Origin of the sequence: Silvimonas sp. (assembly GCF_031291215.1) — a bacterium.
GTDB classification, from domain to species: Bacteria; Pseudomonadota; Gammaproteobacteria; order Burkholderiales; family Chitinibacteraceae; genus Silvimonas; species Silvimonas soli.
Genome location: NZ_JARLJK010000122.1, coordinates 269,366 through 290,186 on the forward strand (window position 1 = coordinate 269,366; position 20,821 = coordinate 290,186).

The following is a 20,821-nucleotide window of genomic DNA, read 5'->3' on the forward strand; positions in this document are numbered from 1 at the left end:
CGTTTTTTGTTGGTGCGCGGCCCTGCGAGGTTGTGCTTAGAGCTTGCTGGTCAGTTCCGGCAATAGCGTAAACAGATCGCCAACTAGGCCGTAGTCGGCAGACTGGAAGATCGGCGCATCCGGATCCTGGTTGATCGCCACCACCGTACCACTATCCTTCATACCTGCCAGGTGCTGTACGGCGCCAGAAATCCCCACCGCGAAATATAGCTTCGGTGCTACCACCACGCCGGTTTGACCAACCTGCCAGTCGTTTGGTGCGTAGCCTTCATCCACCGCAGCGCGCGAGGCACCGATGGCGGCATCCAGCTTGTCGGCCAGAGGGGTTAGCAGTGCATGAAACTGCTCGGCGCTGCCCAGCGCACGACCACCTGAGACAACGGTTCTGGCAGTTGCCAGCTCTGGGCCATTGCTTGCGGTTTGCTCGCTCGATACCCAAGTCGATAAACGTTGATGTTCTGCTTCAACCTGCCAGGCAACCTCCTCAATAGGCGCAGCGGAGGTTTGCAAACCAGCGTCGGTAAAAGCGGTAGGCCGCACGCTCAAAATCCTTACGGGATCGGTCGTTTGCACACTGGCCAGCACATTACCTGCATAGATGGCGCGTACAAACGTATCTGCAGATTCAATCTTCAGCACGTCCGACACCATGCCGATATCCAGCAACGCGGCGACGCGTGGCAGCACATTGCGCGAAAACGTCCCGGATGCGGCAACGATGGCTTCAGATGTTCCGGCCAGGTTGGCAATGAGCGGCGCCAATCGCTCAGCTTGCGCGTGGCCTAGCGCTTCGGCATCCACGTGGAGCACTTTGGTAACGCCGGCAATATTGGCGGCTTCGTGGGCAACACTGCCGGCGCCAAGGCCCGCGACCAGTACATGAATGTCGCTACCCAGTTGCGCCGCTGCTGACGCTGCATGGCGTGTAGTGGCGCGCAGTTGCTGGTTGTCATGTTCGGCAATCAATAAAATACTCATGGCAATACCTTTGCTTCATTACGCAAGCGATCAATCAGTTCGTCCACGGTTTTTACCACCACACCCGCTTTGCGCGACGGCGGCTCGGCCACCTTTAATTTGATGACCCGGGCGGCGACTTCGAGCCCCAACTCAGCTGGCGTCAGCGTTTCAACGGGTTTCTTGCGAGCCAGCATCAGATTGGGCAATTTCACGTAGCGTGGTTCATTCAGCCGCAAATCGGTGGTGACCAGCGCGGGCAGGGGCAGGGTAAGGGTTTCCTGGCCGCCATCCACTTCGCGTATCACGGTGATCTGCTTGTCCTGAATCTGGATTTTCGATGCGGCAACGGCTTGCCCGACGTGCAATAACGCTGCCAGCATCGGCCCGGTTTGCGCGGCATCGTCATCAATGGCCTGTTTGCCCAGCAATAACAAATCGGGCTTTTCACGTTCGGCCACTGCCCGCAGTAATTTGGCTACGGCCAGCGAATCCAGAACTTGGGTGGTATCGATCAGGATTGCCCGATCGACGCCCATGGCCAAGGCGTGGCGCAAGCTATCCTGGCTTGCGGCTGGACCCACAGAAACGGCCACAATCTCGGTTGCCACGCCTGTTTCCTTCAGGCGCACGGCTTCTTCCACTGCGATTTCATCGAAGGGATTCATGCTCATTTTGGCTGCGCCGATATCCACATCGGAGCCATCCGCCTTGATGCGGACTTTCACATTTGGGTCGACGGTGCGTTTTACCGCTACGAGAATTTTCATCGTTATTCCTTATTCAGAGCACGCCAGCGCGCTTGGGCTGGCAGCGGCTTACCAAAGTTGTTCTACGGCCATGTGGCCGGGGGCGCTGCGCCGGGCCAGGGTAAATCCACGCTCACCCAGCAGCTTGCGGGTTTCCTCGACCATATCCGGATTGCCGCAAATCATGATGCGCGAGCGGTCTTGATCCAGCGGTATGCCGGTGAATGCTTCCAGACCGCCGTTTTCCAGCAAGGTGGTGATGCGGGTGTTGAGCGCGCCGGGCATGTCTTCACGCGTCACGATGGGCACGTAGTGCAGCTTGTGGGCAAATTCGCTGTAAAACTCGTTGGTAGCAAAGCCGCGAATAATGTCTTCATAGGCGAGTTCGGCGCGCTCACGCACGCTTTGCACCAGAATCAGCCGATCATATTCTTCCCACGCGCTGAAATCGTAGAGGATGGACAAAAACGGCGCGAGGCCAGTGCCGGTGGCAAGCATCCACAAATCTTTGCCGTGCTCAAACCGGTCACGGGTCAGAAAGCCGTAGGCAGTTTTATCTACATAGATAGTGTCGCCCACCTGCAAACGGGTGAGTTCGCTGGTGAACTCACCACCAGGCACCACGATCGAGAGAAACTCAAGGTGCTCGTCATAGTCGGCGGACAGGATCGAATAGGCCCGCCAGACAATTTTTCCATTCTTTTCAACGCCCAGCCGGGCAAACTGCCCCGGCGTAAATTTGAAACTCGCACCGCGTGTCGTACGCAGCGTGAACAGGTTGGGTGTCCACGTGTGGAGGTGGGTGATCGTTTCTGCTGTGTATTTTTCGCTAGCGGACATGATCTTTATTCCTGCTGGTTATCTGGATTCCTATCTTAAAGATGGGTACAATATCTGTAAATTTGAATTATTTAATAAAATATATTCGGAAAATAGATATGAAATATACCCTCAGGCAGCTGGAAGTGTTTGTTGCCGTCGCCAGCGCAGAGAGCGTTTCGCGTGCGGCGGAATCACTTTCACTGTCGCAGTCCGCCACTAGCACAGCGTTGGCTGAACTGGAAAAACAGTTCGATACCAAGCTGTTTGACCGCTATGGCAAGCGCCTGCAGCTAAATGAGCTGAGTCGCCAGCTGCTGCCTCGGGCCATTGAGTTGCTTGATCGGGCTAGCGAAATTGAATCCACGCTGGCTGGCGAAAGCGGCATTGGCCCATTGCGTATTGGTGCCACGCTGACCATCGGTAACTATCTGGCGACTTTGCTGGTTGGTGAGTTCATGCGTCAGCACAGCGGTTGCCGGATCAAGATGTCGGTCCATAACACGGCCACGGTTGTACGAGAAGTTGCCCACTTTGAATTAGATCTGGGGTTGATTGAGGGAGAAATCCAGCACCCCGATCTGGATATGTTGCCGTGGGTGGCCGATGAAATGGTGATCTTTGCCGCGCCGGAGCATCCGCTGGCCAGCCAGAAGGTAGTCACGCTGGACGACGTACTGGCGGTGCCATGGATCGTGCGCGAACCAGGTTCGGGCACGCGACAGACCTTTGAATATGCCATGCGCCACGTGCTGCCACGGCTGGATATCCGGCTGGAGCTAGAACACACCGAAGCGATCAAACGCGCGGTGGAATCGGGCCTGGGCATCGGTTGTATCTCGCGTTTGACGCTGAAAGAGGCTTTTCGCCGCGGCAGCCTGGTACCGCTCGAAGTGGCCGGACTGGATTTTCGCCGCATGTTCCACTTTGTGTTGCATAAGCAAAAATTTCGCACGGCGGGCATTGAAGCTTTTATCGAGCTTTGTCGCGATGCTGCCCGCGATGTCGAACGCAGCGATCAAATTGTGTTGCGACGCCCGGATGGCAAACCGGTGGAATATCGGTAGCGCGACAGTCCAACCCGTGCAGGTGGAACACATTTTTCTGAATTTGATTGGCAGAACAAGATATGCAGCGCGATGTAATGGAATATGACGTAGTAATCGTCGGCGCCGGCCCGGCAGGGTTGAGTGCGGCGATCCGGCTGAAGCAACTGGCTGCAGAAACCGGCCACACGGTAAGTGTCTGCTTGCTGGAGAAAGGTGCGCAGGTAGGGGCGCACTTGTTGTCTGGCGCAGTGCTGGACCCGATTGCGCTGAATGAGTTGATCCCGGATTGGCGTGAGCGTGGCGCGCCGCTCAATACGCCGGTGACCCACGATCGCTTTATGGTGCTGGATGAAGATCTGGCCTGGTCGATTCCTGATGTGTTGATTCCGGCGGTGATGCGCAACGATGGCAATTACATTGTAAGTCTGGGCGAGCTGGGCCAATGGCTGGCGGCGCAGGCCGAAGAAGCCGGCGTAGAGATTTATCCCGGCTTCGCTGTGGCGGATATCGTTTATGGCGAAAATGGCGAGGTGAAGGGAGTGGTGTGCGGCGATATGGGGGTCGATAAAAACGGTCAACCCAAGGCCGATTTCACGCCGGGCATTGAAATTCACGCGAAATACACGCTAGTGGCAGAGGGCGCCCGTGGCTCGCTTACCCGGCTGCTGGAAGCAAAGTTTGATTTGCGCCGCGATGCGCAGCCGCAGAAGTTTGGCTTGGGTATTAAAGAGCTATGGCAGGTTCCTGCCGCACAACATCGCGCGGGCCAGGTGCTGCATACCTTGGGCTGGCCGCTGGGTGGCAACGCCGGTGGTGGCGCGTTTATCTATCACATGGCGCCTAACCTGGTTTCGATAGGTCTGGTGACTCATCTGGATTACAGCAACCCGACATTGTCGCCCTTTGACGAGTTTCAACGCTTGAAACAGCACCCGGCCATTGCACCGATGTTGCGTAACGCAAAACGCATCAGCTACGGCGCAAGAGCTATTTCAGAAGGCGGCTGGCAGTCTTTGCCGCGACTGGTTTTCCCGGGCGGTGCGCTGATTGGTTGTGCCGCTGGCTTGGTGAATGTGCCGCGCATTAAAGGCAACCACAACGCCATGAAGAGCGGAATGCTGTCGGCGCAATCGGTGTTCGCCGCGCTGGTAGCCGGGCGTAGCGGAGATGAATTGCTGGATTACCCGGTAGCGCTGGAAAACAGTTGGGTGGGGCAAGAACTCAAGCAGGTGCGCAATATCAAGCCCGCGCTTTCGCGCTTTGGCAGTTTGCTGGGGACGCTGTATGCCGGTGCCGAGTTGTGGCTGGATCAATTGGGTTTGCGTACGCCGTGGACCTTGCGTCACGGCCCGGCCGATCACCTGACGTTACGGTCAGCCGCGCAAGTCAACAAGCTCGTTTATGCCCGACCAGATGGTGTTTTAACCTTTGATAAAGCGTCTTCGTTGCAATTATCCAACACCTGGCATGAAGCGGACCAACCGTCGCATCTACATCTTAAAGCACCTGACGTTGCTATCTCATTGAATTTGAATACATATTCATCGCCAGAGGCGCATTATTGCCCGGCTGGCGTGTATGAAATAGTGATGAGAGGAGGCAATCCTGCGCTGCAAATCAACGCGCAGAATTGTTTGCACTGCAAAAGCTGCGACATTAAAGACCCGTCACAAAATATCGTGTGGCAGGTGCCCGAAGGCGGAGGCGGCCCGGGTTATGTCGGGATGTAGCTGTAAGAGTATGAAAACAAAAGTCTTTTATTTTGGCTGTACATACGGTGTTTTACTGATAAGGTCTGCGCAAAGTGTGGTTTAATTGCTGGAATATACAAAATATTCTTTCTGTTGATGAAAGCAATTAACTGTTGCCTGAGCAAACATGTCATTACAGTTTGTGCCAGCCAAGGTGTGCGTTTATGCTGCAGACCAGCCATATAGATCAATACAACGAAGCCCAAAAGTGACACCCCCATTGCTCGCGCGGCTGCGCACCTTTTTCCGGGAAAACCGGCTAGCTCTACGTCTCGTTCTCGCGGTGATGGTGACGAGCGTATTGGTGGCCGCGTCGTTGGCGTTTTTTCTGGCGCGCCAGGAGTATCAGCGCAGCCTGACCCAGATTCGTACTGATCTGGAAACGCTCTCGCGCAGTGTGCGTCCGCAGTTGGCGGTGAATCTGTGGCTGGTGAACACCGAAGCGGTGCGCACCCAACTCAACTCGCTGTTGCAAACCAAGGTCGTGGGATACGCCGAGCTGGTGGAGACCGACGGCTCGCGTTATCAGGCTGGTGAGTTGCCATCTGACCAGCGCTCCGTCGTGAGCATGACTTTTCCGGTCGAATATCTGCATCCGCTGACCAATAAGTCGGTCCGGCTTGGTCAATTGACGCTGGTGAACACGCTCGATGGGCTCGAGTCGCAAATTACGGACCAGCTTAAACGCATCTTGTTATTGCTAGTCACCGGTATGGCCGCTGCTGCGCTGGCGTTTATCTGGCTTTATCACCGGTTGATCGCACGCCATCTAAGGTATATTGCGGACTACACCCGTCACTTCAATTACGAGCGTTTGTCTGCGCCGTTGGTACTGGCGCGACCGCCAGGCACTGCCGATGAATTGCAAACACTGACCGATGCTTTCAACACCATGCGGCGCAACCTGCTGCAAGGTTTGTATGAGCGTGACGCCGCCCAGCACGAACTACTGCGCGAGAAAGAACTCGCCGAAGCCACGCTGAGTTCGGTGGCAGACGCCATCGTCACCACCACAGCCGACGGCAAAGTCAAACTGCTGAACCCCGCAGCCGAAAGCCTCACCGGCTGGCCATTTGCCGAGGCCTCCGGTCGCCCGATTACCGACATTGTCATGACGGTGGATGAAGCTAGCGGCACGCGCTTGTCGCGGCTGTTAGCCGAAGCACTTGAAGGCGGTAGCGCAGCCACCCGTGAAGTGGCCACGCTGGTTAACCGGTTGGGGCAGCGTTATCGAGTGGAGATGGCAATTGCCGCAGTGCCGGATGAACACGGGATTGGTCTGGTCGTGGCGCTACACGACATTAGCGAGGCGGAAGCACTGACTGAGCGTCTGGCTTATCAAGCCACGCACGATGAACTGACCGGCTTGACCAATCGCCGCGGTTTTATGGGCGCACTGGTGCAGGCCAGCGAAAGCGTGCGTGAGAACGGCAAACCATGCGTATTGATGCAGCTGGATCTGGACCAGTTCAAACTGGTTAACGATACCTGCGGTCACCTGGCGGGTGACGAGTTGCTGCGGCAACTGGCGCGACAATTACTGGAACTGGTGCCCGCAGGGGTCCATGTCGGTCGTCTCGGCGGCGATGAATTTGGTTTGGTCATGCATGATGCGGCGCCGGAACAGGCGCAGCATCTGGCCGAGCGTATTTTGCAGGTGCTGGAGCAGTATCGTTTTGTCTGGCAAGACCGTCCGTTCAATGTCACCGGCAGTATGGGTCTGGTGCTGATGGATCGCGAAGCACGCAATCTGCAAGAGGTGCTCAGCCGCGCTGACGTGGCCTGTTTTGCCGCCAAAGAAGCCGGTCGCAATCGTTTGTCGTGGTATCGCGGCGGTGAAGTGAACCTGGAGCAGCGCCATAACGAATTGCAGTTGCTGGCAACCCTGCGCCAGGCGGCCGAGCAAAACTGGTTCCAGTTGTATTACCAGCCGATTGTTTCTGCTACCGACGAAGACGAGTTGCACTACGAAGTGCTGCTGCGACTGGTCAGCGAAACCGGCAAGATCATCTCTCCGGGCGCGTTTATCCCCGCCGCAGAACGTTACGACTTGATGGCCACGATTGATCGCTGGGTAGTGGCGCATGCCATTTCTTCGCAAGCCGAGCGCACGCGCCAGGGTTTGCCGGTGCCTATGCTGTCGGTCAACCTGTCAGGCAAGTCATTGAATCGCCAGACGCTGGCATTTGTGCTGGAGCGTCTGGACGAATCTGGCGTGGCCCCGCAGCAACTGTGTTTTGAAATCACAGAAACCAGCGCCATTGCCAATATCAAAGAATCGACGCTATTTATTGAAGCACTACGTACGCGTGGCTGCCGCTTTGCACTGGACGACTTCGGCAGTGGCTTCTCGTCGTTTACCTACCTCAAAACCCTGCCAGTGGATTATCTGAAGATTGACGGCAGCCTGGTGCGCGACATTGTGGACGACCATGTCAGCCTGCAAATGGTGATTGCCGTGAACCATATTGCGCACGCCATGGGCCGTCAGACCATTGCCGAATATGTCGAATCAGAAGCCATTGCAGACAAACTGCGAGAGATTGGTGTGGACTATCTGCAGGGCTATCACATCGGTATTCCATCGCCCGGCATGGAGCTAGAGCCCGTCTATAAGTAGTGTTGTGGATTGGTGAAAAACCCCGCCCGACGCACAGTGTGCGCGGGCGGTTTTTTCTGCCTCTGAAGGTTGTGGCAGTACTGCGACCGGTGGATGACATCGTCATCGAAACAACAACATAAATCACCGGTCGTAAACATATAACAAGTGGTTTGGGGAGGTACAACATGACAATGCGCATGCGGTTGGTGCTGCCGGTTTTTCTGGTGGCATTGCTAGGATTTATAGTGACTCTGGGCTACGTGATTTTCGGGCAGAACCTTGCTCTGGATGGCGTGGCCTACGGCTTGGCGTTTTTGACTTTGCTCGGCATTGGCGCGGGTAGCTGGCTGGCGAGTGGTTTCGCCCTCAAGCCGCTGACGGCTCTGCAAGAGGGCATTTCGGCCATGGCCAATGATGCGGGCGGCTTGTCAGTGCGTTTTGCGGAGTCTGGAGAATTGGCAGAACTGGCGCGACCGCTCAATCACTTCGTGACCAACCAGCAATCCGTGTTGCGCGAAATCCAGCGCGAAATGGAAGCGCTGGCGCTGAGTCTGCACGAACTGACTGCGGTGACCACACAGATCGCCAACGACACCCGCACTCAGTCTGATCACGCGTCAGCCTCGGCGGCAACGGTCGAACAAATCACTCAAAGTATTTCGCACATCGCCGCCAATGCGCGTGATGTGGATGAAGCGGTGCTCGATACCCAGTCGATGTCCGGAGAAAGCGCGCAGGCGGTGATGGGCGTTTCCACTGAAGTAGCGCAAGTGGCTACGGCCATGCAGTCGCTTGGCCAGACTATGGATAGCCTGAGTCAGCGCACCCGCGAAATCAGCGGCATTGTTGGCGTCATTAAAGATATCGCCGACCAGACCAATTTGCTGGCCCTGAATGCCGCGATTGAAGCTGCCCGAGCTGGTGAGCAGGGACGTGGTTTTGCGGTGGTGGCAGATGAAGTACGCAAGCTCGCCGAACGGAGTTCTTCGGCCACGGTGGATATTGCTCGCCGCATTGAACTGGTGAACGCCGAAACCGACGCCGTGGTCACGGATATGACCCGTACCTCCAGTGGCGTCACGCAAAGCGTAGATAAGGCCGAGCACGCCCGTACGCATATGCTGACCATCTCGGAGCGGATGGATCAGGTGGCGCGCGTGGTTCGGCAAATTGCCGATGCTACGGCTGAACAGTCCGCGGCGACTGAATCGATGGCGCGTTCTACCGAGCGCGTTAGCGGCATGACGCAAGCGACCGATTCAGCGCTGCATCAGGCGCGCGAAACACTCAAGAGCGTTGATGAGCGCGCCAAAACCTTGCTCAAAGCGGTAGGGCAGTTTCAACTGGCCGACGTGGAAGTGTTGCATTGGTGGCTTTCGCGCAGCGAAGCGCGGGCCGTGTTTGAAATCAAGACCCGCCTGAATGCGCAAGGCCATCACTGGATGGATGCACGCACTGGTGGCGGTGATCCGATGGCGGCGTTGAATTCACGCGTGCAGTCGGGCAACGCGCCGACTGCTGCGGCCAACCGCATCATCAATATCGGCAAGTGGTCGCAAGCGGGTGTGCTGGCTGATTTGAACGAACTGGCGCACAAAGAGCGCTGGTCCAGCATCCTGCCAGCTGTGCTCGATAAAATGATTCAGGTCGACGGCAAGTATGTGGCCGTGCCGCTGGGTGCCGCGCGGGTCAATACTTTGTGGGTTAACCTGCCGTTGCTCAAGCGGGTGAACGGTCAGCAACCGCGTACGTGGGATGATTTCTTTGCCTTGTGCGACAAGCTCAAGGCTGCTGGAATTACCGCGCTGGCAGTTGGAGAGCAAGACTGGCAGATCGCAACCATGCTGGAGACGGTGATTCTGTCTGAAGGCGCCGAGTTCCATCGTTCCTGCTTTGTAAAACGAGACGCGGCAGTCATTGGTAGTGCCGGTATGGTGCGCGCACTGGAGCGCTTCAAGCGCATGAAGCCATATTGCACCGAAGATGCTGCTGGCCGTGACTGGAATCTGGCCACCGTGGACGTGATCAATGGTCGTGCGGCAATGCAGATCATGGGTGACTGGGCCAAGCCGGAGTTTATGCAGGCCAACCAGGATCAAGGCAAGGACTACATGGGTTGGGCTGCACCAGCGGCTGCGGGTGAGTTCAGCTTTGCTGCAGACTCGTTAATCATGTTCAAGCAGAAAGATCCGGCCAGACAGCGGGCCCAGCAGGATCTGGTGAACATGTTGATGAGTCAGGATGGGCAGGAGTCTTTCAACTTCTTCAAAGGCAATGTACCGGCGCGTTCAGATACGCCAATGCGTCGTTATGATGGCTATTCGCAAGACACTGCCAAGTCATTTGCCCAAGCTGCATCGGCCAATGTCCTGGTGCCGTCGTGGGCGCATAGCCAGTGTTTGCCAGAAGATGTACGCGCTGCCTTCTTTGATATCACCATGAAGTTCTGGCGCAATGCCAACATGAGTGCGGCCGAGGCGGCGCGGATGCTGGCGGACGCAGCAAAACGCTAAGGCAGTCTGCAACGACCCGGATTGTTGATTCTGAGTCGTTGCCTCCGGAGCGAACCATGAAAAAAGCCCTGCATGTGCAGGGCTTTTTTTACGTCAGACCATCGGACTGGCCGATTACTCAACGCGGTAGTTCGGTGCTTCCTTGGTGATCTGCACATCATGCACGTGCGATTCGCGAATACCTGCAGAAGTGATCTGCACGAATTCCGCTTTCTGGTGCATTTGTTCAATCGAGGCGCAACCCAGATAACCCATGGAAGAACGCAGACCGCCCATCAACTGGTGAACAATAGCCGTTACTGAGCCCTTGTACGGTACGCGACCTTCAATGCCTTCCGGTACCAGCTTGTCGGCATTGGCGGTGTTTTCTTCCTGGAAGTAACGGTCGCTGGAACCTTGCTGCATCGCGCCCAGCGAACCCATGCCGCGGTAGCTCTTGTAAGAACGACCTTGGTAGAGTTCAACTTCGCCCGGTGCTTCTTCAGTACCAGCAAGCAAGCCACCCAGCATGACGGTGTGGGCACCAGCAGCAATCGCCTTGGCGATATCGCCAGAGAAGCGGATGCCACCGTCAGCAATCAGCGGCACGCCAGTGCCAGCCAGTGCTTCAGCCACATTGGCTACGGCAGAGATTTGCGGTACGCCAACGCCTGCCACAATACGTGTTGTGCAGATGGAGCCCGGGCCGATACCGACCTTGACTGCATCGGCGCCAGCATCAACCAGTGCGCGAGCAGCAGCTGCGGTGGCGATATTGCCACCAATCACTTGTACGTTCGGGAAGTTGCGCTTCACCCAGTTCACGCGGCTGATCACGCCCTGGCTGTGGCCGTGAGCGGTATCAACCACGATCACGTCAACGCCGGCTTCCGCCAGCAAGGTGACGCGTTCTTCGGTGCCATCGCCAGTACCAACCGCAGCGCCAACACGCAGACGACCCAGTTCATCCTTGGCCGCAAACGGGTGTTCGCTGGTTTTGATAATGTCTTTAACGGTAATCAGACCGCGCAACTGGAAGGCCTCGTTCACAACCAGAACGCGTTCCAGTTTGTGATCGTGCATCAGATGGCGTGCTTCTTCGATGGAAGCGCCTTCACGCACCACGATCAGCTTGTCTTTCGGGGTCATGATGCTGGCGACCGGGACATCCAGACGGGTTTCGAAACGCAGGTCACGGTTGGTGACAATGCCAACAACCACGCCTTTGGAGTCAATAACCGGGAAGCCGGAAATACGATGCTGACGAGTCAGATTCAGCACGTCGCGCACCAGCATTTCCGGTGCAACGATCAGCGGATCTTTAACGATGCCGGATTCGTAACGTTTAACGTTGGAAACTTCTTTCGCTTGCAGCTTGGCCGACATGTTCTTGTGAACAATACCGATGCCGCCTTCCTGAGCGATAGCAATCGCCAGAGGGGCTTCTGTCACGGTGTCCATTGCAGCGGACACGAGCGGCAGATTCAGCCGGATATCGCGAGTGAATTGAGTTCCAAGGCTGACATCACGAGGCAGAACGTCAGAGTGGGCCGGGACGAGCAGAACGTCGTCGAAGGTCAGGGCTTTTTGCACGATGCGCATGTGCGAATCCTTTCACGCCAAAAGTCGATTATACCGGGATAAATCACTTACGCCTATGCCGTCGTAATGGCCGAATTAACGAGGCGTGTTGCAATTTGTACAGAAAACGTCTGCCTGGCGGCGTCCAGTTCGCTCGTTGCACCGGCTCAGTGCAATATGTTGGACGCATATTGTGACACTGCGTCGGAGTGGGGCGCCGGGCTCGCCCGTGGTGCCCGATTAGGCCCATCGAGCAGGGACGTATGTTGGCCAATACAAGAAATATAAATCCGTTAAAACGGCTATCAAGAATGGGGAGACGTGAGATGGATGAAGCTGAGAACACGCCAACACGTGAGCGTGGCGCTTGCGCACTGGTGTTGTCTGGCGGCGGGGCGCGGGCGGCGTATCAGGTGGGTGTGTTGCTGGCCATCGCCCGGCTGCAGCCACAACAAGAAACCAATCCTTTTCCGATTATCTGTGGCACTTCAGCCGGGGCGATCAACGCCGCCGGGCTGGCGTCCAAGGCATCCAGTTTTCAAGAGGCAGTGCGCCACCTCGCGCGCTCGTGGCTGGAATTGACGCCAGATCGCATCTATCACGCCGGGGTTTTCAGCTTGGCCAAAAGCGCAGCCCACTGGATTGTTTCAATGCTGGCTGGTGGCTTGGGCAAACATAATCCGCGCTCTTTGCTCGATAACGCGCCATTGCGCGAAATGCTTTCTGGTCTGGTCGATTTCGACGGCATTGCGCGCAGTATTGATGAAGGCGCCTTGCTGGCACTGTCTATTACTGCGTCGGGTTATACCTCTGGTCAGTCGGTGAGCTTTTATCAAGCTGCGCCCCATTTGCCAGACGGCTGGCAGCGTGCTTCACGTATCGGCCTGCGTGCCAGGATCGATGTTGAGCATCTCATGGCCTCCAGTGCCATTCCGTTGGTATTCCCGGCGGCGCGGATCAATCGCGAATACTTCGGTGATGGCTCGGTGCGGCAGATTGCGCCGCTGAGCCCGGCAATTCACTTGGGTGCCCGCAAGATGTTGGTCGTCGGGGTGGCACCGCAAGCCGAGCCGCCGCGAGAGAAGGTCAGCGAATATCCGTCTTTGGCGCAAGTGGCAGGGCATCTATTAAACAGTGTGTTTCTGGATGCCATGGAGGCTGATCTGGAGCGCGTGCAGCGCGTCAACAAAACCATCAATCTGCTGGCGCCAGAAGTTCTGGCCGAGCATCGCACCGAACTGCGGCCTATCGAGGTGCTCACCATTGCGCCATCGCGCCCGCTGGAGCGCCTGGTTATGCCGCATCGCAAGCGCTTTCCGCCCGGTTTGCGCTTTCTGCTCAGTGGTCTTGGCGCCTTTCGCCGACAAGGTTCGGTGTTGTCCAGCTATCTGCTGTTTCATGGCGACTATGTTCGTCAGCTTATTCGCCTTGGGTACCGCGATGCCATGGCGCGGCGGACCGAACTGGTGCGCTTTCTGGCGGACTAAAGCTTGCGCTGTGACAGGTGATTGCGGCGTAAGCGCTTGTCTGCGGCCGCACCATTACTGCTAGAATGGCGATTGAAAAAAACAATCGGCTCGGCAGTTTGTGAAGATTATCTTGAAGCCCGGTCAGCCCACGATACGCACGCAGCACAGTTACTTGAACTCTTCTGAATCTGATTCCTGATCAATAGGTGGCATATGTATTTTCGCTGGCGACTTGGCTTTCTTGCTCTGGCTGTGCTCTGTGCGGGCTCCATCGGTTATGCGTTGTATTTGCAATATCACGAATTTTTGAGCCCTTGCCCGCTATGTATCTTCCAGCGCGTGGGGATCATCTCGTTTGGCTTGGTTTCGTTACTGGCCGCGCTTTTTCCGTTGCGCCGGGCCACCTGGTTCTGGCCCGCTTTGCTCACGCTGGTTGGCTTGGCCGGGGCCAGTGTTTCGGCAAGACAAGTCTATCTGCAGTATTTTCTGACCGATAAATCGTCACTGGGCTCGTGTGGCCCAGGCCTGGAATATATGCTGGATAACCAGCCGTGGCTGCAGGTGTTCCGTTCGGTGCTGGTGGGGCACGGCGAATGCGCGGTGATCGACTGGAAGTTCTTGGGTTTGAGCCTTCCATGCTGGACGCTGGTGATGTTCCTGGGTCTGATCGTGGCAGCATGGTTGATTCGTAGCTGGCAAGGAGCCCGCAAGTGACTCTGACGGAATTGCGATATATCGTTGCTGTGGCTCGTGAACGCCATTTCGGGCGCGCGGCCAACAGCTGTTTTGTGTCGCAACCGACTTTGTCGGTGGCCGTCAAAAAGCTTGAAGACGAGCTGGGCGTTACGCTGTTCGAGCGCGCTGCTGGCGAAGTCACGCTGACACCAATTGGCGAGCGCGTGGTTGAACAGGCGCAGCGGGTGCTGGAAGAAGTGCAGGTGGTCAAGCAGCTGGCCGAGCAAGGTAAAGACCCGCTGGCTGGCGCATTGCGGCTGGGCATTATCTACACCATCAGCCCTTATCTGTTACCGCACCTGATTCCGCATTTGCGTGAAGCCGCACCACAAATGCAGATATTGCTGGAAGAAAACTACACCGCTCGATTGGCGGAAATGCTCAAGCAGGGCGAGATTGACGTCGCCATCCTCGCTGAGCCGTTCCACGAGCCAGGCATCGCGACGCAACCGGTTTATGACGAGCCCTTCGTGGTGGCTACACCTAAAGGGCATCACTGGGAAAGCCATAAGACGATTGATGCATCCATGCTGGCTGAAGAAAACGTGCTGCTGCTTTCGCCGGGTAATTGCTTCCGCGATCACGTACTGCAAACCTGCCCGGACCTGAATCGTGAAAGCCTGCCCACCGGCAGTCTGCAGCGCACGTTGCAGGGCTCTTCGCTGACCACGATCCGGCATATGGTTGCCGGCGGGATCGGCGTGACCGTTTTGCCGGCTACATCCGTGACCTCGGCGGACGATTCATTATTAAGCATCCGGCCGTTTTCCGAGCCGGTGCCGACGCGGCGGGTGGTGCTGGCCTGGCGACGCAACTTTCCGCGTCTGGCGGCGGTTGAGGCGGTGCGTAACGCCGTACTGGCCAGCCATCTGCCAGAGGTCACGTTTCTGCAGCCGGAACTAGCGGTGCCTGTCGCCGCTTGAGCCAGTTGCCGCGTGCTGTTTGCCGCGCGGGTTTGGTCGATCATTTAATCAATTCAAAGATTCAGTAGTGTCCGCCGTCTGAGCGGAGCAAGGAGAATACGTTTCATGGCTTCCCCTGTTGTCATTGTTGGTGCCGGTCTGGCTGGCTATAACCTGGCGCGAGAATTTCGCAAGCTGGATACCGAAACACCGCTGGTGGTGATTGCCGGGGACAGTGCGGATTTTTATTCCAAGCCGATGCTTTCCAACGCCCTGGCTGGCAACAAAACTGCTGCCACGCTGGTTATGAAGTCCGCAGAAAAAATGGAAGCCGAGCTTGATGCCGTCATTTACGCGCGTACCGAAGTCGTAGGGATTGAGCCCGAACAGCGCATGCTGATGCTGTCTGACGGGCAGGTGCAGCCGTATCGCGATCTGGTGCTGGCTGTCGGGGCTGACCCCATTCGTTTACGCCTTGGCGGCGACGCTGCCGACGCGGTGATGTCGGTCAATCACCTGGACGACTTTGCCCACTTTGCCAGCAAACTTGATGGCATAAAACGTGTGGCTATTCTGGGTGGCGGTTTGATCGGCTGCGAGTTTGCCAATGATTTGCTGGCACGCGGGATAGAACCCGTGGTCATTGAGGCGGCTGCCACACCGCTATCGCGTTTGCTGCCAGCTGCGGCCGGCGAATGGTTTGCCGGCAAAATGGCAGCCGCCGGTGTGGGTTTTGTATTTGGCGCCATGGCGGGCAGCGTGTCCAAAGTGGCCAATGGTTTTGAAGTCGAACTCAGCACGGGCGAGCGTATCGAAGCTGATCTGGTGCTGTCCGCGGTTGGCTTGCGCCCGAACACCTCCCTGGCGATAGCTGCAGGGTTGACGGTTGAGCGTGGCGTGGTGGTGGATCGGCAACTGCGTTCCAGCGATGCACACATCTACGCTTTGGGCGATTGCGCCGAAATTGAGTCGCTCAATTTGCCGTTTGTGATGCCGATCATGCATGCCGCACGTGCACTGGCACAGGGGCTGGCTGGTAAGGATGCAATGTTGCGCTATCCGGCGATGCCGGTTCTGGTGAAAACACCAGCCTGCCCGACGGTGGTATCGCCGCCGGCGGCAGGCGTTGCAGGTGAGTGGCAGGTGCTGGCAAGCGAAGACGGGATTGATGCCCGATTTGTGGCAAGTGATGGCCAGTTGTTGGGATTCGCGCTGTGCGGTGCCGCTACTAAAGAAAGGCAGACGCTACTGCCGCAATTGCCGCCAGTGCTGGGCTGAAGTTGCCAGGAGTGCCAAATAAAAAACGGGCTATAGGCCCGTTTTTTATTTGATTGGCGCAGGTTGCAGATGGTCATGCATCGCAACCTTGATGCGGTGGTTATTGGTTTTCGCGTACTACCGGCTCTATACCCAGTTTGCGCAGCTTGCTAATCGCCGCCTCGGCATCGGCCTTGTTCTTGAACGGACCGATTTGCACGCGGGTTTCCAGCCAGGCTGGTACGCCAGCGTTTTGCAATTGGGTGAGTAGTTTGTCGGCATTGCTGGCATGCAGAAATACGCCGGCTTGCACGGTGTAGCCATTCGCCCCAGCGTGCACTTCAAATTTGCCCGGGGCGAGCACAGTGGCAGGTTGCTCGGCGATGATTTTCTCGGCTGCCGGGGCGGGTGGGGCGGCAACCGGTTTGGTATTGGTGACGGCGGGTGCCGGAGTTACTTTGCTGGGTGCTTGCGTTGTGGCGCCAGTGACAACCGGTGCACTGGTTGTTATCGCCGTGTAATGGCTGGGTGTTGTAGTAGTGCGCGTGGCAGCGTTGCCGCCCTGGGTTGTAACGGGCACCGCTGGGGTCGGAACTGCTGTTGGGGTGGGTTGCGCTGCTGCTGCGCTGGCGGTGGCGGCTTCACTAGCAACCGTTTCAGTTACGCTGGCAATGACTGCGCTAGCCGGTGCCGATGCAGGGACGCTGGCTTGCTCGGCTACAGCGCTGGCAATGGCAGATATGTGCGGTGTATTGATCAGTTGCGGAGTGTCGTTATTTTGCTGCACATGGTCCAGAAACCAGATGGCGGCAAGCACGATAACGATGAGAGCGGCGGCGATGCCAAGCCGCCAGGCAAGCTGTTGTTTAAGCCGGGATTGCTCCGCCTGACGCAGGATGGGGTCGTCTTGGTCGCTCATCTGCCGCAATGTCTTTGAATTTGTTATAATGTTCGGCTATTTAGCTGAGGGGCCGTGATTTTCCGGCCCGGAATTCAGCTGTGATGCCCGTTTGAAATTGATGTCAAAGGGCATTGCCGCATGAAGTAAACACGTAGAAATCACGCAAGTCAAATCATCAACCCTGGAGTGTTAAATTAAATGGCTATTGAACGTACCCTGTCGATCGTAAAGCCCGACGCAGTTGCAAAGAACGTGATCGGCAAGATTGTTGATCGCTTCGAGTCCGCCGGCCTGAAAGTTATTGCTGCCAAGATGAAGCAACTGTCCCGCGCTGAAGCTGAAGGCTTCTACGCAGTGCACGCAGCACGTCCTTTCTTCAAGGACCTGGTTGACTTCATGGTTTCCGGCCCGGTGTTCATCCAGGCTCTGGAAGGCGAAGGCGCGATCCTGAAAAACCGTGACCTGATGGGCGCGACCGATCCGAAGAAAGCGGACAAGGGCACCATCCGTGCTGACTTCGCTGAATCCATCGACGCTAACGCAGTTCACGGTTCGGACAGCGCAGAAAATGCAGCGATCGAAATTGCTTACTTCTTCGCAGCTAGCGAAGTCTACAGCCGCTAAGGCGTAGTGATTCGCGGGAGTACCTGGTATGTCGGTCAATTTGCTGGATTACGATGCGCAAGGCCTTGCCGAGCTGATGGTTAGCTACGGTGAGAAGCCTTTTCGCGCGAAACAGTTGCTGAAGTGGATACACCAACATGGTGAAGCCGACTTCGGCAACATGACCGATATTGCCAAGGGCTTTCGGGAAAAACTGGCGGCGGACGCGATTGTGCGTTCGCCCGCCATGCTGGCTGAGCATGTGGCCAGCGACGGCACCACCAAGTGGCTGCTGGATGTAAACGTCGGTAACGGCATCGAAACCGTATTCATCCCGGAAGATGACCGTGGCACTTTGTGCATCTCTTCGCAGGTGGGTTGTGCGCTGGAGTGCTCATTCTGCTCGACGGGTGCGCAGGGTTTTAACCGCAATCTCTCAGTCGGTGAAATCATTGGCCAGTTGTGGTGGGCCAATCGTCGTCTGAGCGCAGAACAGGCGCGCATTGGCGTGCCGGTGAATGAAGACACACGCATTGTGACCAACGTGGTCATGATGGGTATGGGCGAACCACTCGCCAATTTTGATAACGTGGTCGCCGCTTTGCGACTGATGCTGGACGACAACGCTTATGGTCTGTCGCGCCGCCGCGTTACGCTCTCCACCTCTGGCATCGTGCCGGCGATGGATCGACTGCGTGACGCCTGTCCGGTAGCACTGGCCGTCAGTCTGCACGCATCCAATGATCGTTTGCGTGATGAAATCGTGCCAATCAATAAGAAATACCCCTTGGCGCAGCTGCTGGCGGCCTGCCAGCGCTATCTGGAAAAAGCGCCAAGAGACTTCATTACATTCGAATATGTGATGCTTGAAGGTGTCAACGATCAACCGGAACATGCCCGCGAGTTGATCGCCCTGTTGCGCGATACACCTTGTAAGCTGAATCTCATTCCATTCAATCCCTTCCCGAATTCGGGCTACAACCGTTCCGGCCGTGATGCTATCCTCGCGTTCCGGGATATCCTGATGAACGCCGGTTACATCGTGACTGTTCGCAAAACCCGTGGCGATGATATCGACGCGGCCTGCGGTCAGCTGGCGGGTCAGGTCAAGGACAAAACGCGCCGTACAGCCAATCGCCAGACGATTGAAACGCGGCCGATTCAGTTCAAATAAAAACACTAGAAAAACAGGGGAAGTGGAATGATCCGGCGGTACATGGTTTCAATGCTTTGCTTTGCCATGACATGCCTGACGGCGGCACAGGCCTATGCCGCTTCTTCTGACGATGAAATGTCGCCAAGCGATCGTCGTGCCGCGGTGCATACCCAGTTGGCGGGTGAGTACCTCAAACGCGGGCAATACAATGTGGCGGTTTCCGAGGTCAAAGAAGCCCTGGCCGCCAATTCACGTTACGCGGCCGCCTACGGCATGCTCGGTCTGATCTACTCCGAATTGCATGATGAAGGTCAGGCGGTGGCGAACTTCCAGCAAGCGCTGAATTACTCTCCTGACGATTCGGACATCAACAACAATTACGGTTGGTATCTGTGTAATCACGCCAAGCCGCAAGAGGGCATCCTGCATTACATGGTTGCTCTCAGAAACCCGCTGTATGCCAACGCGGATAAAACGCTGGTCAATGCCGGTCAGTGTGCCGCCAGCGCCAGCGACGAGAAAAACGCCAAAGAATATTTCACCCGGGCCTTGCGTTACCGGCCGGATAGCGTGGCGGCGCGGCAAGAGCTGGTTGAACTGGGTTTGCGCACCAAAGATTATGTGTTGGCTCGCCAGAACTACAACGAATTGCAAAAAATGGTTCAGCCGAGTGCGCAATTGACCTGGATGGGGTTGCGGCTGGAACATGCGCTGGGTAATACCGAGGTGGAAAACCGGCTGGCTTCGCAACTGAAGACCCAATATCCCGATTCAATTGAAACAACCCGCCTTTTGAGCGGTCAACTCAACTGATTTTCGACTGAACCTGATCCTGTTTACCCCAACCGGCTGCCCTGGGTGCCGGCGGAATATCCATAATGAGCGAACAAGAACAAATCCACTCGCCAGCAAGCGGGCCTGGTGCCCGTTTGAAAGCCCAGCGTGAAGCGCTGGGCCTGAGCCTTGAGCATGTTGCTGCTCAGCTCAAGTTGTCTTCCCGGCAGATTGCTTCGATTGAAGCAGACCATTTTGACCAACTGCCGGGCAATACCTTTGCTCGTGGCTTTGTGCGCAATTACGCAAGATTGCTGCATCTGGACCCAGCGCCGGTGCTGGCTGACCTTGAGTCGCTTCTGCCGCGGGAACGGGTGCAAGTGGCTTTGCCTCACCTCGTAGAAGAGAGCAATTCTTTCTCTCTGGGCGGTGGTGGCGGGGTTGGTAGCGGCAAAGTATTGGGCTGGCTGGGTTTTGTATTGGCGTTTGTCGCGGCCGTTGCGGCCATTTTCTGGTATTTGCAACAACCGCCATCGCCCGAGCTGGCAGCCACACAAACGGCTTCTGAGCCACAAATTGAAATGGCTTCGGCACCCGCTGATGTGGTTGCAACCGCTAGCGAAGTGGCCGTTGCTTCAGCTGCCACAATGGCGGAAAGTGCAAGTCAGGTTGCCGTAGCCGTGGCTGCTTCCAAGCCTGTTCCCGTTGCGGTTGCCAGCGTGGTTGCGACTGCAGCGGTCGCATCTGCAGTTGAGAATGGTGATTTACGCATTGTGGCTGATGCCGATACCTGGGTGCAGGTTGTGGATGCCAAAGGCACCAAACTGGTCAGCAATTTGCTGACTGCAGGCACTGATCGCAGCTTTGGCGGTGTGCCGCCGTATCATGTCCGCATCGGTAATGCGCCCAAGACCAAGATCTGGTTGCGTGGCCAGGCGGTGGATTTGACTCAATATACGAAGACCGACGTTGCCTCGCTGGAACTGAAGTAAGTCTGGATAAGCAGGTTTAAGCAAGCGAAGAT

At 56.6% G+C, this 20,821-nt stretch carries 17 protein-coding genes; 12 read left to right on the plus strand and 5 right to left on the minus strand.

Annotation, left to right across the window (positions count from 1 at the left end):
- Window positions 1–36 precede the first annotated feature (36 nt).
- From P4L78_RS13995 to P4L78_RS14005, 3 genes are read right to left on the minus strand one after another with little or no spacing between them, the layout of a single operon-like run.
- On the minus strand, window positions 37–978 hold the full coding sequence (locus tag P4L78_RS13995) for an FAD-binding protein (RefSeq protein ID WP_309328542.1): 942 nt from the start codon (window positions 976–978) through the stop codon (window positions 37–39).
- Window positions 975–1,727, minus strand: coding sequence for an electron transfer flavoprotein subunit beta/FixA family protein (locus P4L78_RS14000; RefSeq protein ID WP_309328543.1), 753 nt, complete (start codon window positions 1,725–1,727; stop codon window positions 975–977). The genes P4L78_RS13995 and P4L78_RS14000 overlap by 4 nt, the downstream gene beginning before the upstream one ends.
- A 48-nt stretch (window positions 1,728–1,775) precedes the next feature.
- Window positions 1,776–2,546 carry a ferredoxin--NADP reductase gene (locus tag P4L78_RS14005; protein WP_283149700.1) on the minus strand — a complete coding sequence of 257 codons (771 nt, stop codon included), beginning with the start codon at window positions 2,544–2,546 and terminating at the stop codon, window positions 1,776–1,778.
- 98 nt (window positions 2,547–2,644) lie between these two features.
- Between P4L78_RS14005 and P4L78_RS14010 the strand changes: the two genes are divergently transcribed.
- The 4 genes from P4L78_RS14010 to P4L78_RS14025 all read left to right on the plus strand — a co-directional run bounded on the left by P4L78_RS14010 (window position 2,645) and on the right by P4L78_RS14025 (window position 10,440).
- Window positions 2,645–3,592, plus strand: coding sequence for a LysR family transcriptional regulator (locus tag P4L78_RS14010; RefSeq protein ID WP_283149699.1), 948 nt, complete (start codon window positions 2,645–2,647; stop codon window positions 3,590–3,592).
- Window positions 3,593–3,654: 62 nt separating this feature from the next.
- On the plus strand, window positions 3,655–5,304 hold the full coding sequence (locus P4L78_RS14015; RefSeq protein ID WP_309328646.1) for an electron transfer flavoprotein-ubiquinone oxidoreductase: 1,650 nt from the start codon (window positions 3,655–3,657) through the stop codon (window positions 5,302–5,304).
- A 229-nt stretch (window positions 5,305–5,533) separates the two neighbouring features.
- The gene (locus tag P4L78_RS14020) at window positions 5,534–7,945 is read left to right on the plus strand and encodes an EAL domain-containing protein (RefSeq protein WP_283149697.1); all 2,412 of its coding nucleotides are present in this window, start codon (window positions 5,534–5,536) and stop codon (window positions 7,943–7,945) included.
- Between the two features lie 167 nt (window positions 7,946–8,112).
- A complete protein-coding gene (locus P4L78_RS14025) occupies window positions 8,113–10,440 on the plus strand; it encodes an extracellular solute-binding protein (RefSeq protein WP_309328544.1) in 2,328 nt (775 codons plus the stop codon).
- 114 nt (window positions 10,441–10,554) lie between these two features.
- On the opposite strand, the gene guaB is transcribed toward P4L78_RS14025, so the two are convergent.
- Window positions 10,555–12,021 (minus strand): IMP dehydrogenase, encoded by a 1,467-nt coding sequence (guaB, locus tag P4L78_RS14030; protein WP_283149695.1) that lies wholly within the window; start codon window positions 12,019–12,021, stop codon window positions 10,555–10,557.
- A gap of 305 nt (window positions 12,022–12,326) precedes the next feature.
- Here guaB and P4L78_RS14035 point away from each other — a divergent pair, with 305 nt between their 5' ends.
- From P4L78_RS14035 to P4L78_RS14050, 4 genes are all read left to right on the plus strand, one after another.
- Entirely contained in the window at window positions 12,327–13,487 is a 1,161-nt protein-coding gene (locus tag P4L78_RS14035; protein ID WP_309328545.1) for a patatin-like phospholipase family protein, read from the plus strand.
- 195 nt (window positions 13,488–13,682) lie between these two features.
- Window positions 13,683–14,183 carry a disulfide bond formation protein B gene (locus tag P4L78_RS14040; protein WP_283149693.1) on the plus strand — a complete coding sequence of 167 codons (501 nt, stop codon included), beginning with the start codon at window positions 13,683–13,685 and terminating at the stop codon, window positions 14,181–14,183.
- A complete protein-coding gene (locus P4L78_RS14045) occupies window positions 14,180–15,127 on the plus strand; it encodes a hydrogen peroxide-inducible genes activator (protein ID WP_283149692.1) in 948 nt (315 codons plus the stop codon). Before P4L78_RS14040 ends, P4L78_RS14045 begins: the two co-directional genes overlap by 4 nt.
- 105 nt (window positions 15,128–15,232) lie before the next feature.
- On the plus strand, window positions 15,233–16,384 hold the full coding sequence (locus tag P4L78_RS14050; RefSeq protein WP_309328546.1) for an FAD-dependent oxidoreductase: 1,152 nt from the start codon (window positions 15,233–15,235) through the stop codon (window positions 16,382–16,384).
- 100 nt (window positions 16,385–16,484) lie between these two features.
- Here P4L78_RS14050 and P4L78_RS14055 read toward each other — a convergent pair whose 3' ends face one another.
- Window positions 16,485–17,282 carry an SPOR domain-containing protein gene (locus tag P4L78_RS14055; RefSeq protein ID WP_283149690.1) on the minus strand — a complete coding sequence of 266 codons (798 nt, stop codon included), beginning with the start codon at window positions 17,280–17,282 and terminating at the stop codon, window positions 16,485–16,487.
- Window positions 17,283–17,462: 180 nt separating this feature from the next.
- Between P4L78_RS14055 and ndk the strand changes: the two genes are divergently transcribed.
- From ndk to P4L78_RS14075, 4 genes are all read left to right on the plus strand, one after another.
- Complete coding sequence (ndk, locus tag P4L78_RS14060) at window positions 17,463–17,888, plus strand: nucleoside-diphosphate kinase (RefSeq protein WP_283149689.1); 426 nt, start codon at window positions 17,463–17,465, stop codon at window positions 17,886–17,888.
- A 28-nt stretch (window positions 17,889–17,916) separates the two neighbouring features.
- Window positions 17,917–19,041, plus strand: a complete 1,125-nt coding sequence (gene rlmN, locus P4L78_RS14065) for a 23S rRNA (adenine(2503)-C(2))-methyltransferase RlmN (protein WP_283149688.1) — start codon at window positions 17,917–17,919, stop codon at window positions 19,039–19,041.
- Window positions 19,042–19,083: 42 nt separating this feature from the next.
- Window positions 19,084–19,836, plus strand: coding sequence for a type IV pilus biogenesis/stability protein PilW (gene pilW, locus P4L78_RS14070; RefSeq protein ID WP_309328547.1), 753 nt, complete (start codon window positions 19,084–19,086; stop codon window positions 19,834–19,836).
- Between the two features lie 65 nt (window positions 19,837–19,901).
- Window positions 19,902–20,789, plus strand: a complete 888-nt coding sequence (locus tag P4L78_RS14075; protein ID WP_309328548.1) for a RodZ domain-containing protein — start codon at window positions 19,902–19,904, stop codon at window positions 20,787–20,789.
- Window positions 20,790–20,821: the final 32 nt, after the last annotated feature.